A 15,435-nucleotide genomic window follows, 5' to 3' on the forward strand; every position below is an offset into this window, starting at 1 on the left:
AAGATCATTTGAGTCCGTGAATATGATATTTCCTGAACAATACAAAACGGTTGGCGTCAGCCATTTCATCCCCGATGAGGATGCAGACAAACGTATCTATTTCCTGACAGAATACCTGATCGTTGAGAACAGCGATGGTAATGATACAAATTATTCACTCTATCATGCTAAACATGAGGGAGATCAACTCTTAAGAGATGTGCTTTCCCTGGAACTGCTTGCCAGTGATGATGAGATTATCAAATATGACAAGCTACTCAACATCAAAGACCGTGCAGTTCTGATTGAGATAGCACATGATCTTTGCAAGGGAAATGTCAACACGGTCATTTTCACGGGTATCGACAAACATGTCACATTTGTGCATAAGCCTGATCTTTATGCAGTTCTGGAAATTGAGATCGTGGACGTCATACCACCCGAACCATCATGGCTTGTAAGTGTTGTGAGAAGAATCGAAGCAAGCGGGATATTTGGGGACCTTACTGTCAGATTCACGGAAAATCTCACCAGTCTTAAGCAGTTTGAAGGAGATAACACAGTATTCCCCTGCTCTGCTTCAGGACTTAAAGGAAAGTGTCTTGATTCGGATGTAATTACAGAGAACGGACACCTTCTTGTGGGCTGCGAGATATCCAAAAGCCTCTTTGAGTCAAGGTTCCCGGAAATCGAATATTCCTTTGTGAACATCTGTCCATTCAAATCCGATGTATTCAAACCATCAAAACCTTTCATCACAAGATGCTGCCGTTCGGAAAAATCAGGAATTGTCAAGATAAACGACATTACAGGTGCAGTTGTTCACTGGGGAGCATCTGAATTCGAGGTTGCAAACGCAATATGGAAGCTTGCAGAGGAACTAAGAAAGCAGTAAACTGTTTGAGGATGAAAATATGAGACTTGCTATTGTAGAAGGTGACGGAGTTGGAAAAGAGATCATCCCCGTTGCAGTAAATGTACTTGATGCACTTGGGATTGATGTGGAGAAGGTTCCTGTTGAACTCGGATACGGCAAATGGGAAAGAACGGGTTTCGCCATTACAGACGAAGATATTGAGATCCTCAAAGGGTGCGATTGCGTCCTCTTTGGAGCCATAACCACACCCCCTGACCCAAACTACAAAAGTGTGCTCCTGACCATTAGAAAAGAACTTGACATGTATGCAAACATCAGACCCATACGACCTTTACCATCTGTCAAGGGAATCCTGGACAGAAGTGATTTCAACTTTGTAATTGTGAGAGAGAACACCGAAGGTCTTTACTCGGGAATTGAAGAGATCGGTGATGAAGTCTCGACCACAAAAAGAGTAATCAGCAGAAAGGGATCAAAAAGGATTGCAGAGTATGCCTGCAAACTTGCCAAGGGCAGGCGCAATGAACTCACAATTGTCCACAAATCCAATGTCATGAAATCTGACAAGCTCTTCCTTGATGTCTGCCGTGAAACAGCGGTGGCAAATGAGGTCAATCACAGAGATGAACTGGTGGATTCCATGGCTTACAAACTACTCATTTCACCCGAGAATTATGATGTTGTAGTAACAACCAACCTGTTTGGGGATATCCTTAGTGATATGTCCGCTGCACTTGTAGGTGGACTGGGACTTCTTCCAAGTGCTAATATAGGCGAAAAGCATGCATTTTTCGAACCTGTTCATGGAAGTGCACCGGATATTGCAGGCAAGGGTATTGCAAATCCTATTGCAACTATATTAAGCCTTAAGATGCTACTTGAATGGCGTGGGGATATGGAAGCAGCCTCTCTTGTAGAAGAAGCCGTAGACTACTGTCTGAACATAGGTATTAGAACTCCGGACCTTGGAGGATCAAACAGTACCCAGGAAGTTGGCAGTGCTATTGTTGATCACATCAGATCGAGATTGAAAAAGTAAAGGGTTTTCTCTTTTTATTATTTCCCTTTTTACCATTCCATATTATACTTTTTTGTACATTTTACAATTATTATCGCTAATTCATTCCAAGCAGGGATGCCACTCCTGCCATGGTGAACACAGCGCTTATACCTGAGATCCATACCATGATCACAAAATCAATTGTGGAACTTAAGAGGTGGCCACCATCTACGATCCTGATAAGGATGGCAGACATCAGGGAATGACCAACCATGATCAGCAGAACCATGTTAGCTAGTGTGTCTATGCTTCCCACATCCGTATAAAGTACCATTCCCATGGACATACCAGGTGGCATATCTACGGATGTGAACATATCCTGCATCAATCCTACCACACCAAGTGAGATATACATTGTAAAACCAATACCTGCAGTCAGTCCGTAAAGCACACCTACAAGACTGCCTGCTGACTGGTTTCTCTTTTTCCTGAGATTTACTATCCTGTGGAAATTAGTGGCAATGATATCCCCGACCACTTCTGGCTGCCCACCTAGATTCGTTGCTTCTACAAACATTACACAGAAACGCTGTATAAGATTACTTCCGGTGTTGGAAGCAAAGAACTTCCAGGAAGCGAACTTGTCAATTCTTGTGATAAGCATTTTGTAAAGGTTATTGACATCCCTTGTGAGTGGACCGAAATCATGGGCTCTAAGGGCTTTGAGTGCATCATCAATTATACCACCTCTTGCACCAGCAGAACTCCCAAGAGAGCGTATGAACGCGGGGAAATTCTCATCCTTCCTTTTGATGCTTTTCTCGATCTTGCGGGCTATATGACCAGTATATACCAAAGGAGTCAGAACCATTGCAACAGCAATGGCAGTATCAATTTTCCCGTACAAAAATACAATGATCCAAACTACTATGCATCCTGCTATGGATATCGGGATGGAACGATACAGCCTGAGCTTATCTTCGGTCAGGACAGTAGACCTGCTCCACAAAGGATCCTTGGGGATCTTACTTTTTGTGAACACAACCATCATAAGATCGGTTGCAAGGAAAACTACAACAACAATGCCCATGAGAAGTTCCGCATTCATACCTGTTATAACAGGCATTATAACCGCAAATGATGCCATGAATATAAGGGACATTACAAGAGAAACAAATAATTCCTTGATGACCTCTACTGCATAAAGTGCTCCATTGTACATGGATTCATATTCATTCATCACAACATTCTGTTCTGCAAAAAGGAATGTTTTAACGTCTTCTCCTGATTGCAATGCATGTGCAAATCTGTCAAGAAAGTCCTCGAATATTATGGAAGGGGTTCTTTTTGAAATAAATCTGGATGCTTCTGCAAGACTCAGATGCCAAACAACTACCAGATCATATATTTTTCTGGTCTCTTCTGCAAGTTCCTGATAATCCTTGTTTTCCGAGACGATGCGTATAATATCGAGTCTTGGCGTTTCTGCTGTTGATATTGCACCCATCTGAGTAATGTAATAGTGCATATTGTTATCGATACGGGTTGCTTTTGCAGCAAGAATGGACAGAGGATATGAAAGAGCAAATATGATACAAACTATGGGGATGATCGCCGGTATGGACTTTGCCGGACCTACGAACAAAGTGGGAAGGAATGTATGCATCAGGAATGAAAAGACAAAACCGAAGATGATTATCGGCAAGGCAAATTTTTTAAGATAGGCTTTTGGTTCCATGCCAAGATTCTTAAATGCCTTCTCATAACTCATTGACATCACCTAAATAGAGAAAGGTAAACCATCAACCCCATGCTTGTAAAAATTCACAATTATCTCAAGCACATCATAATAATCTTCAATACCCTGGGATTGCATCTCCTCAAGTATTTTAGCCCTGAGGAAAAGGTCCTGATATATCATCCTTTTATCCTCATAACCCAGTTTGGTTGCGATCTTGTCCTCAAGGATATAACTGTTGTTCAAACCACGGAAAGTATGAACATCTGAGTCTGGCTCCCACTGGAATACAGCTCTTGTAGCAACACCGCCAATCTCCTCATAGTAACCCTCGATCTCTTCTATGGCAAGAGCTCTTCTGAGAAACTTTCCTTTACGATAGACTGCGGACAATATCATCGCAATATTCAGGTTATCAATGAACGTCACTGGGACATTTATCGGGTCTGCCGTTAAACGCTGGATCATCTTTGAAACCGCAGATGCGTGGAAAGTAGCAAGAACAGGGTGACCGGTCTGCATACCCTGGAAAGCCACGTTACCTTCAGCTCCTCGAATTTCACCAACAATGATGTAGTTCGGCCTGGAACGCAATGCAGCTTTAAGCAGCGCAAAGGTATCTACCCTCGATTCAGGCGGACCTTCCTCACGAGTGATCAATTGCTGCCATACAGGCTGTGGTGGCTGAACTTCAGCCGTATCTTCGGCAGAGAATATCTTTGCCCTTGGGTTTACAAAAGCAAGACATGCATTTAGCATCGTAGTTTTACCGCTTGCTGTTTCACCACTGAAGAATATACTCATACCATTCTCAAGACATATCCACATGTAAGCAGCCATTTTAGAATCCAATGCACCCCAATTCATGAGTTGAATGATACTTACTGGTACATCACTGAACTTACGCATAGTAAAACTGCTACCACGCTTACTTACATCCAGACTGTAAATAACATTGATACGGGAACCGTCAGGAAGGGCACCATCAGCAATAGGACGTGAATCACTTACAGGGCGACCGATACGCTCGGTCATACTCCTGAGCCAGTCATCAAGTCCCTTTTCATCGCCGAATGTAAGGTTGGTCTTTGTCATATCGAATATCTTGTGGACAATGAACACATTGTCTACTCCAATACTACTGATATCTTCAAGATATGGATCTCTGATAATAGGTTCTATCGGACCGGATCCGATGATATTGCGCTCAATATGATAAACCAACTTGTTATATTCAGCCTGGGTCAAAGGTACCTTTTTCTGTACTGGCATCAGCTTCTGCAAAATATTGAACTTGCCATCCCCTCCACTTTCAACATCTCCGCCTTCCCCAATGTTCACTGACTCATTGAGAAGCTTTGATATCATATCCTTCAGCTCAGATTCTGAATTGGGTACAGGTTCACTGGCAGATCTTTCAAGAATGATATTCAGGATAGCGTCATATTTCTTTTTTTCAAGGTAGCTAAGCTCAGGTTCTATTCCATAGTAGCGAACCTCACCAAGCTCACTGGTACCGTAAATATGAATGAATACAGGATCACCCACAGGTAATATCAGATTAACATTCTCAGTGTCGATATCCTTGGAAAGACTTACCATGAAAACAGGCTCATCGGCATTGTTCTCTTGCATGAACTTGCGCACATAATCGCCAAGATGTGGATTTCGCTGTATTGCTTTTTCAAATTCCCGATCCATTCAACAACCACCTTTGGACATCATGATACAGATGCAATTTCAACAACAAGACCTACCTTTGGCTCTACCCTGAAACCTATCATCGTACCAACTGGACCCTTTGCACCCGTAAATTTATTGACCATAGCCGTACGCTTGACCTCACTTCCAAGTGGTTTTGACTTCAAGGTAATGTACACATCGCAGGATGATCTGAACATAGAAGATACATCCTCACTAAGCTGATTAGGTTCGATAGTAAGAATGATGACCTTCCCCATTCCATTCAATTTCTTGAAGAATGAGATAAGTTCCAGACTCTTTTCGGTATTCACACTATATTTGATAAGAGATGATATTGTGTCAATGATGATTACGTCTTTCTCAAACAGCTCTTCAGCAGCCATCAGTCTTTGAATAAAATCGATCCTTGATTTGGCTGCCTGGACAAGCGGAATAACAGGAATGTACAGAAGAGAACCGTTCAGCAGGAATGGTGCCAGAGGATAGTCAAGGGAATACATCTGGTTTATGAATCCCTTTGTTGTCAATTGCGTAGATATAAAGGTAACAGTTACATCATTTTCATTCAACCCATATGAAAGACGTTGGGAAATGGAACTTTTTCCTCCACCACTGCCACCTTCGATCACCACAAGAGAGCCTTCTGGAAAACCGCCACCTAATTTGTCGTTGAGGTCATCCCTTGGAATATCAAATGCTCTTATTTTTGCCATTTATTCCCACCATTAAGTTTTAAAGTACATTGCATCGGATCTTCCGTTTTCTGCAGCAATGGCTACCTTATGATCGCCAGAATCCAGCGGGTTGGGAGTTGTACTTACATTCACTAGCAGAATGTCTCCTGGCCTCCATATCACATCTCCGTCTTGAAGGCTTACGTCAACATCCGTGGGGTCGATGAGGATACCATCGACCAGCACAGTAATGTATTCCGGTGCAAGCTCAGTCCTTCCCGTATTCTTTGCGTAAAAAGTGTAATAATTGCTAAAATTATCATAGTAAATGATATCAGGATCATTGATTATCGTGATGTCAGTTCTCATCTGCTCAGAAAGAAGCTTGCTACTTACGGATGATGATGACACTATCGAGTTAATATCGGCTGAGATCACTGTCACTACACCCATAGCCAGAACAATTGCTGCTATGAAAAATATCATATGAGTTATTGCCGTATCAGCATTTTCGTTCTTAGAAAAATGCTCCAGAGACAAGTACTTTATTTTCATATTTGAGAACCATCTGGTATTACATAATTAATATAATAGTAATTACATTATACTGCAGCTAATATATAAATATGACACTGCCAGATCAAAGACTATACGAACTGTAATCAGCAATACCATTTTCAGTTACAACTTTAACCCGGTGTGCACCTGAACCGGAAAGATCTGGAACTACAAGATCACGAGTTTCATCCGGAGTCCAGACAGCAGCGGTATCATTAAAATTGTAGGTTTTTATTTCCCCATCTATAAGAACGTTCAATTCATCGAACTGAAGGGTTTCACTGCCTGTATTCGTAAGAGTAACGGTCAGATCATAAGGACTACTAGCATTGCTGGTGACCAGATTGTTAATTGTAATATCTGTCTGCAAGAGCTTGCTATGAATCTGATTCTGCTGAATAGAAGCATCACTGACCAGCTCAGATGAACTTGTCAATGTCGTAAAGGAAAGAGTACCAACAACAACTGCCGAAATGAAAAAAAGGGCCAGGACAACTGTAACTTCAAATCCCATAGAGTTCCTCCAGTCCGTGCTTTACTTTTGACATTTCCCTATCGATAGAGCTTAGCATATTTCTGTCGATCTTACGACCGCATAGCCGCTCAATGAAAAGAAGAGACTTAGTATGGTCCTCAGGAAGCAAGCGCCATGTTGGTTTTTCCACGTAATAATCAATCCCACGGGCATAAGCCATGATCTCTGCCCTTACATCTTCGCTTATCCACCCAATATCAACATAATAATCCAGTGCATCCATCAAATTGTTCCTGCCAACACGCTCCATTAAGAACTCGATCCAGTTCAGCAAAACAACCACACTTGTGGGGTCGGTTCTGAGATGTTCCAAACGAACCATAGGAGCACCTTTTTTTGTGCTGACCTTGAGGTCATTCCCATTTGGATCATAATCCTCTGAATTATCCACTTGATCTCCGCCCGGAGTGCCAAAAGATTCTTTTGACGCCAGACTAACACCGTTCTTTTCAAGTACTTCTACCCTTGAAGAGATATTACCTGTTGTTTCTGCCAGCTCAACTATATTCAGATCTATCTGCTCAGCCCTGTTTGACAGTTCAGATGTTTTCCCGGTTAATTGCTCAATGCTTTCATGCAGCATTACCATGGCATCAGCAAAAGCGGTTAACTTGGATTCTACATCCTGTATCCTGGAATCCGTATCAGAAGATGCTCCCGCCATGGACGTAGAGACTTTCTGCACAATGCCATCCATGTCACTTTTGAAGATGGACAGCATATCACCAAATTCTGTTAGTCTGGTTTCTGTTTTCTCAAACCTTTCGATAGTATCACGTGAACCAGTACTGTCACCAACAAAAGGATTTACCTGATTTGACACAATTTCGTAAAGTGAAAGCAATTCAAGAACACTCTGATCAATTTTATCTACTGTCTTTTTAATATCCTCATTATCACGCTGAACCCCATTCAATGTGACATCGACCTTTGAGAACTTGGCTTCAATATCTTTGATCTTCTTAGAGTTCACTTCCAATGCTTCAGTTACCTCTGCTGAAACTGATTGTGATGCACCGGAAGCAGCAGCATTCCCCTGAGGAAAGCCACCAGGAGCACCCATACCCGGCGGAGCAACTGCAGAATGATCAGGAAGGCCTGCAGGTGGAAATGGAGGTGGTGAACCTGAAGCCAGATCGGGAACTGACCCAAACCCAGGGGGACCTTCCTGAAAAGAAGGACTTGCAGAATCAAAGGGTGAACTACCCCCTTTTGATTTGTTATTTTTGCCAAGAACACCAGTGGCCATTTTCTTGATTTTATCGCTCAATCCAGACATGTTTTCACGCGAAACTTAATAGTGACATAGAGTAACCTATATAACAATGAATATACGAGCTATAATATATAAAAATATTGAATAAATATATGGTTTAACAGTTCATACCAAAAGAGAGATTAGTTTAAATTGTTTAAGGACTTTTCACAAACGATTAGATTGGCACGCAAGAAAAAATTTAAACCAGCAATCGTTTCTGATAAGGACGGAATCAGGTTCGCAACACCAGAACCCGTTGCAAAGTACAGGGCACAGAGATTAAAATGTAATACCATTGCAGACATTAGTTGTGGTATTGGCGGACAGACAATATATTTTGCAGCGGAGTGTGAATCCGTCTACGCCATAGAGATCGATCCGAAAAAGATAGCCTATGCCAGGAAGAACTGTGAAAAACTGGGAATAGACAATGTTGAATTTATTTGCGGAGATGCATTATCAGAAGAAGTGATAGAACAGTTGCCACAATTGGACATTGTTTTTTCTGACCCCGCAAGGCCTCCAAATGAGAAGAAGAGAGACATAAACAGTTTAAGGCCGCCTATACCTGATGTACTGGCTGCTTATAAGACAAGGTCATCTAATTTCGCATTTGAAGCATCCCCACAGATAACACCAGAAAGAGTAACATTTGACTGCGAAAAAGAATATCTTTCACTTGACGGAAAGCTCAATCGACTGAACCTCTACTTTGGAAGTATCAAGAAATGTGATGTTTCTGCAGTCGCACTTCCAGGCAATGCAAGGATCAAGTCACATGGTATTGAACATGAGCTGGAAACTGCAGAGGAAATTGCATCTTTTGCATACGAAGTAGAAGAATCTGTAGAAAGGGCAAACCTGCTTGGACAACTGGCCAATGACATAAAAGATAATACACCTGATATCCGGCTGTTCGTTGTCGATAGTAAACGTTCTTTCCTGACATCCGACCAGCTGATCGATAATCCATTGCTCAAAAATCGATATAAAGTACTGCTTGTTTCGAATATCGACTACAATGCCATAAATAAATATTTGAAAATGCATGATTTTGGAAAAGTCATTTTACGGGCATCGGTCGATCCCGAAGAATACTGGGATATACGCGTGCAACTGGAAGCAGGCTTGAAAGGAAACAAAAAAGCGCATCTTTTCCTGAAAGATAACATGGCAATACTATGCGAATTGCTTTAATGGACTAGTGGAGCTTGAGATCAAGTAGTTCCTTTGTCCGTTTTATCAGTTCCTTCCTGCTAAAGGGTTTGGTAATATACTCGTCTGCCTTGAGAACATGCAGACCGAGCATCTTATCAAATTCCTGATTTTTGACAGTTAGCATCGCCACAGGAAGATCCATTCTTTTTTCCTTTATTTTATGGAAGGTCTCCCATCCATTCATATCAGGCATCATGATATCAAGGAGTATTCCATCAGGATCTTCTTTTTCAATTAATTCGAGGCATTCCGAACCACTGTTTGCACCCACCACGTCAATACCTTCGGATTCAAGAATGAGCTTTACAAGGTCTATGGTATCAGGTTCATCATCAACGACCATAATTTTGGGACACATTTGTAAAACTCCTTAAATAACAGATTATTCAGAAGAGATATATCACACTGTGTAAATATATAATTAATCCTCGCCCAACCATCCATACCGCTTCATTATCATTTTTATACGAGCCTTGACTTCCCGCTTATCAAATGGCTTGGAGATATAGTCATCAATTCCGAGTTCCATACCTTTCACCTTGTCTTCAACTGCAGTTTTCGCAGAGATCATGATCACAGGGATATCATTTGCAGTCTTACTATTCTTAAGGTGCTCGACAACCTCATAACCATCCATATCAGGCATCATGATATCAAGAAGGATAAGGTCAGGAAGTTCCTTTAAAGTTATATCGATTGCCTGCTCCCCATTATAGGCCACAAGGAAATCATATGGTTCCTTTATCAGAGAGAGTTTTAGAAGCTCAGGTATGTCAGGTTCATCATCAACTATCAATATCTTGAGCTTGTCCCTTTTGATCTTTTTCCGGGCATACTCAAGATTGATAGAACCCTCTGATACAGAATATCTGAAATCGAAGTCCTTCATTCCAATCTCTGTATGGATCTCACCAATATTGGTTGTTTCAAGGACAATATCAAAAAAGGATTTTATAAGGGTCTCAGTTTCAGGCACCAGGATATCTTTCAAAAGTACTGAAACCATTGTACCATCCCCTTCGTGAACCTTCTTGTCAATGAACTGTATGAAATTCTCAACCAGCTGTAATGTATCGCTAGCCAGAACATTCATGTTATCCATGAGAAGTAAAGAGTGAGGATTAGCAGCAAAAAGGTTAGAGATATGGGATGCCATTTTAGTGTAATCCGTTGATGAGCTGCAATATAAGGTATCATCCTCTGCAGGTTTATCAGGAGATTCCACATCAATGAAACGTAATCTCCCCATAAATTCACTGACATCATATCCGAAATCCTCGAATTTAGCAAGAATCTTGTCCCGAGGTGAACTCAGGCACAGCCATACGACATTCCTATCTGGATCGTTTCGCAGTACATCACTTACGTGAATGTATACTAAGCGCTCGACAAAACTGTCAACCGGAGCAAAGAACAGTGAATTTTTGCCCGATAGATTGGTTCGCAGCATATCCAGGATTTCTTGTGTCAGATCATCCATTATTATTTACCTTTTAATTTTTTTGCTTAATAAATATTAGTCATATCTTCTTATTAATGTTTGGGATGAATAAACATAAAAAGATGCATACTTATTTCACAGGAACAAGCTTGACCTGGGGATATCCGGCAGAAAAATCCATCTGGACAACAAACATTTCAGTCTTCGGAACTATCCCATACATCACAAGAGACTTGTCAACATTTTCAAATTTCCAATGAGTAGTAGCCATGTGGGACACTGACTCGGTAATCTTCTGGCCATGTTTTGCAACAGCAAGTACAACATTCTCAGTTGTTTTAGTAATTGAGGCCATCTGTCCGATGATAGAGCCTACATTTTCCCACCCATAGTTGTATTCCATACTATCCAGTCCGATATAATCTAATAAAGGAGAGCCATACTGGCGCATCATATCGTGCTTTACTTTATGGAAGATCTCCATGTCCTTGTAGATATTCCCGGAAAATGGTTCTATATATGAAGGCATCCTGCCCTGCTGATCACGTATCTCAAAACCAGTAAAATAACTAAGGAAATTCTGTTCCCCGATAAAAGGAGATATCATGCGTTTCTCGGTTTCAACACTGGTACCTTCTGTGGGCATACTGAGCAGAAATCTTCCCATTTTAAGATGGTTTATGAAAGTAGGCAACAAAAGACTGTAAAATGAATCACCTACACCGCTTGTGATCTCAAATAGATTGAAGCTACCCTTCTGATACCCCCCTCCAAGAATGGCATCAAAATCAGGACTACCTGTTGATATTTTGCTAGGTATCGGATCAGAGATTGCTTCAGGTATGGATATATTCTTTGGGTAGGAGACGGTAAAGGGTTCAAAACTTCTAAATACACCTTTTTCAAGTGTGAAAGGATACCTGGATTGAGAAAGCTCCACACCTCGTAACTTGAGCAGGCGTATCTTGCGAATGTAGCTTCCCGATAATTCAGATCTTTCCAATGAAACAACACCGTCGACAAGATAATCAAGGGAAGTTACATCTGCTTGCTCGGTGATCATTATCAGGTCAGTATTGACCTTTCTGGAAAAATCAGAAAGGAGGCGCTCAAGTTCGAACTTGTTCTCCCCCCATTTTGCAGACCTGGTTGTCGCAATGCTTAATGAATCAATGGAATCGATGATTATAGTGGGCTTTGACTCGCTAGATTCCCATATTTCCTTTACACGGGACGCAAGCATCCTCAAGAAATCCTCATTGTTGCTAAAATCGCCTTCTATCCATGGAAAATTACCATAGGATGATGACTTGTCAATTCTTGGTGAAACGTAAACACAGTTTCCCTTCGGACAAAGCTCACGCAATGCCTCAAATATGAAGGTGGTTTTCCCAGTACCGGGATCACCCTTCACCAAAAGCGACTTACCAAACTGGGATGAGAAGAACTGCTTGATCTCATCAGGAATCATCATTGCACCTCTATTTGGAATTCAGCTGTTCTTTGACCATCGATATTCCGCAATCAAGTGATATATCGATCTTTTCAGGATCCACACCACCGCCGCGTGCCATATTCGGACGACCTCCGCCACCGCCGCCAACTATTTTGGACATTTCCCTGACAGCCTTGCCAGCATCGACACCTGCTGCAAGAGCATCATCTCCTGCTGCTGCAACGATCTTGACACCTTCAAAGTCACTTACCAGGATGGCAACAACATCTTTTTCGTTGGACAATTCACCTGCGATCTTGACAAGTTCATCAGCATCTGCATTAGGAATTATTGATGCAACAATGCGCATACCAGCAATGTCAATGGAGTTCTGTACCATCTGCCCTACACGTACATGCGCAAGCTCATCTTTAAGCTTCTCATTCTCTTTCTTGAATTCTTTCCATTCACCAAAGAAACGCTCTATGGTAGAAGGTAGATGTTCAGGAAGCACACGCAATGCATCAGCTGATCGTAGCAGATAGGATTCCATCTGCTGTACTGCCCTTACAGCAGCTTTACCTGCAGCATACTCGATCCTTTCGACACCATCCTGAATACGCTCGGACTTCAGTATCTTGATAGGACCAACAAGTCCTGTATTGGTACAGTGGGTTCCGGCACATGCCTCTATATCATCTGCAACCTTGAGAACACGTATTTCCGTTCCAAGAGGAACACCTCCCTGATAAAGTCCAAAACCATACGTCTTCTCAGCCTCTGAACGCTCCATCCATTCAGCAGTAACACGCTGGTTCTCCATTACAGTGATGTTAGCAATAAGCTCCATCTGGTTCAGTTCTTCCTGAGTTATACGTTTGTAATGAGAAATATCGAGACGGGCACGTTCTGCTGTTTTCTGCGCACCTGCCTGCCATACATGGTCACCAAGCACCTTACGGGCTGCGTCATTCACGATATGCGTGGCAGTGTGATGACATGAATGAGCCATTCTCCGTTCTTCATTAACCCTGCCAGTGATCAGATCACCTTTTCTCAAGTGAAGTTCATCCTCGATCTCTTTGAGAATATGGAGCACCACACCATCGTGTATCTGCACATCGACAACATCCAGAATGATATCCTCAACCCGGATAGTACCGTGGTCTGCAGGCTGTCCACCACCTTCCGGATAGAACAATGTAGTGTCAAGTACCAGATGGTTGTCGAACAGATCAAGTACTACAGCCTCGAATTCCATCCGGGTAGGCTCATCGTAGAACAGGCGTTTGGTCTTTGGGAGCTTTTTCAGTCTGTCAGCATATGGGAAAACCTTTACCTCTTTTACCTCAGCCTTGCTGTGCCCTTCTGCCACCAGAGAGTAGAAATTATCAGGCAACTCGACTTCAACACCAACTTCTGCTGCCGCCTGCTTGGATATCTCTGGAGGGATGCCGTGGCTGTCATACATTTCGATAAGTGTGGACAGAGGGATCTTCTCGCCACTCTTCTTATAATGTTTAGCAGATTTTTGGATCATGCGCTTTCCACGACCCAGAGTCTCTGCAAACTTCCTTTCCTCATGATCAAGTATGTCAGATATGACATCGAATTTCTCAACAAACTCGGGATATTCCGGCAGATTGTTGATGTGCATCCTCATGATCTCTGAAAGAGGAATATTTATTCCCATGTCTTTCATCATGCGCAAGGTTCTGCGAAGTACCAGACGGGCAAGATAACCTGCCTTGACATTGGAAGGTATTATCCCATCTGCCAACATGAATGTCAGACAACGGGTGTGATCAGTAATAGCATAAATGCTTTCTACTGGTTCCATAATGGATGTCAGTTTCTCCACCGTTGTTCCAATGCTGGAAGCTACCTGCTTTCTGAGTTCGAACAGATTTGCTTTCTCACTTACATCCATAAGTCCTGCCAGACGTGCATTCTGCGAGAGGATCGTGGCATACTCTGAATTATCCAGCTCGTGCTTTACGCCTGCAAGGTCCATGAGTTCATTTACAACTGTTGGGAAAACAGCGTCATATATTGTAGGAGAACCCTGGGATGCCCATACAAACCTTTCGAGTCCGTAACCAGTATCCACAATGTAATTATCCATCTTGTGATAGTTCTCGCCTTTTATGACGATATCACCCTGCTTTGATTGTTGCAGGTTCATGAAAACAAGCGTTGCTACCTCAAGACCGCCGATAAGCACCTCTACACAGGGACCTGCGTTGCCTCCACCCGCCCAGGGTTCCTCTTTATAGGTAACCGCCAACGGATCCGCTCCGAGAGAATTCAGGAGCTCATCACAAAGTTCTATGGTCCTATCCTTCCAGTATATCTCTTCGCCCACCTTGTTGAAAGCGTGGTGAGCCATCATCTCAAAAGTTGTAAGATGGCGGCCGCTTCTGCCCACTGCATCCAGATCAGAAAGACGGATACAAGGCTGCGAGATCGTCAGCGGATTTGCAGGAGGCGGAACCTGCCCTGATGTAACAAAGGGCTGGAAATCTGCAATAGAGGCAATGGTGAGATAGATATCATCCCTCCATCTGGCTACTACAGGATACCTCTCGAGTATTGAATGCCCTCGTTCCTCAAAAAAAGTAAGGAAATATTCTCTCATCTGGGCAAGATCGAACTTTCTCTTGAAAACCGGACTTCCAATGAAAGAATATGGGTCACACGGAGCATCGCCACAAGTAGCCCTGTCGAGGTCACGCGTCCAGAAATGGCACCCACATTTAGAGCACTGTTTACGAATAAATCCATTTTCAGAAAAGAAATCAAGTTGATATTCATCTTCAAGCATAATTATTCCAACTAGATGATTGCTTTAGGTAATATTCTACCAAGTATCACATCAATGATTAAAAACGTTTCTTATCATGATGAATTATTTAACAATATATTAATAATTGTATATATATACATGGTGTATACAGTATTATGCTACCGTTTTACCAATAATGACAGTATCCACACCACCATTCTATGAACATAGAT

General features: G+C 42.2%; 13 protein-coding genes. 3 read left to right on the forward strand and 10 right to left on the reverse strand.

Annotated features, from left to right (window positions below; all coding sequences use genetic code 11):
- Positions 1-22: 22 nt before the first annotated feature.
- Together V7O66_RS08300 and V7O66_RS08305 are read left to right on the forward strand one after the other, a co-directional pair.
- Entirely contained in the window at positions 23-874 is an 852-nt protein-coding gene (locus tag V7O66_RS08300; RefSeq protein ID WP_406659839.1) for a hypothetical protein, read from the forward strand.
- A 19-nt stretch (positions 875-893) separates the two neighbouring features.
- Positions 894-1,895 (forward strand): isocitrate/isopropylmalate dehydrogenase family protein, encoded by a 1,002-nt coding sequence (locus V7O66_RS08305; protein ID WP_406659840.1) that lies wholly within the window; start codon positions 894-896, stop codon positions 1,893-1,895.
- Positions 1,896-1,971: 76 nt separating this feature from the next.
- Here the strand turns inward: V7O66_RS08305 and flaJ are convergent, their stop codons facing one another.
- The 6 genes from flaJ to V7O66_RS08335 form a co-directional block, all read right to left on the reverse strand.
- Positions 1,972-3,627, reverse strand: a complete 1,656-nt coding sequence (gene flaJ, locus V7O66_RS08310; protein WP_406659841.1) for an archaellar assembly protein FlaJ — start codon at positions 3,625-3,627, stop codon at positions 1,972-1,974.
- A 9-nt stretch (positions 3,628-3,636) separates the two neighbouring features.
- Positions 3,637-5,295 (reverse strand): type II/IV secretion system ATPase subunit, encoded by a 1,659-nt coding sequence (locus tag V7O66_RS08315; protein WP_406659842.1) that lies wholly within the window; start codon positions 5,293-5,295, stop codon positions 3,637-3,639.
- A gap of 20 nt (positions 5,296-5,315) precedes the next feature.
- Complete coding sequence (locus tag V7O66_RS08320; protein ID WP_406659843.1) at positions 5,316-6,011, reverse strand: ATPase domain-containing protein; 696 nt, start codon at positions 6,009-6,011, stop codon at positions 5,316-5,318.
- Between the two features lie 12 nt (positions 6,012-6,023).
- Positions 6,024-6,527: a flagellar protein G gene (locus tag V7O66_RS08325; RefSeq protein ID WP_406659844.1), complete on the reverse strand. Its 504-nt coding sequence runs from the start codon at positions 6,525-6,527 to the stop codon at positions 6,024-6,026.
- Positions 6,528-6,612: 85 nt separating this feature from the next.
- Entirely contained in the window at positions 6,613-7,044 is a 432-nt protein-coding gene (locus V7O66_RS08330; RefSeq protein WP_406659845.1) for a hypothetical protein, read from the reverse strand.
- Entirely contained in the window at positions 7,034-8,344 is a 1,311-nt protein-coding gene (locus tag V7O66_RS08335) for a FlaD/FlaE family flagellar protein (RefSeq protein WP_406659846.1), read from the reverse strand. The genes V7O66_RS08330 and V7O66_RS08335 overlap by 11 nt, the downstream gene beginning before the upstream one ends.
- A gap of 159 nt (positions 8,345-8,503) precedes the next feature.
- Between V7O66_RS08335 and V7O66_RS08340 the strand changes: the two genes are divergently transcribed.
- Positions 8,504-9,520 carry a methyltransferase domain-containing protein gene (locus tag V7O66_RS08340; protein ID WP_406659847.1) on the forward strand — a complete coding sequence of 339 codons (1,017 nt, stop codon included), beginning with the start codon at positions 8,504-8,506 and terminating at the stop codon, positions 9,518-9,520.
- A 4-nt stretch (positions 9,521-9,524) separates the two neighbouring features.
- On the opposite strand, the gene V7O66_RS08345 is transcribed toward V7O66_RS08340, so the two are convergent.
- The 4 genes from V7O66_RS08345 to alaS all read right to left on the reverse strand — a co-directional run bounded on the left by V7O66_RS08345 (position 9,525) and on the right by alaS (position 15,241).
- Complete coding sequence (locus tag V7O66_RS08345) at positions 9,525-9,899, reverse strand: response regulator transcription factor (RefSeq protein ID WP_406659848.1); 375 nt, start codon at positions 9,897-9,899, stop codon at positions 9,525-9,527.
- A gap of 63 nt (positions 9,900-9,962) precedes the next feature.
- Positions 9,963-11,021, reverse strand: coding sequence for a response regulator transcription factor (locus tag V7O66_RS08350; RefSeq protein ID WP_406659849.1), 1,059 nt, complete (start codon positions 11,019-11,021; stop codon positions 9,963-9,965).
- A gap of 91 nt (positions 11,022-11,112) precedes the next feature.
- Positions 11,113-12,453, reverse strand: coding sequence for a gas vesicle protein GvpD P-loop domain-containing protein (gene gvpD, locus V7O66_RS08355; protein ID WP_406659850.1), 1,341 nt, complete (start codon positions 12,451-12,453; stop codon positions 11,113-11,115).
- Positions 12,454-12,463: 10 nt separating this feature from the next.
- Positions 12,464-15,241: an alanine--tRNA ligase gene (gene alaS / locus V7O66_RS08360; protein WP_406659851.1), complete on the reverse strand. Its 2,778-nt coding sequence runs from the start codon at positions 15,239-15,241 to the stop codon at positions 12,464-12,466.
- Between the last annotated feature and the right edge of the window lie 194 nt (positions 15,242-15,435).

The sequence above is a fragment of the Methanolobus sp. ZRKC3 genome (genome assembly GCF_045291275.1).
Classification (GTDB): Archaea; Halobacteriota; Methanosarcinia; order Methanosarcinales; family Methanosarcinaceae; genus Methanolobus.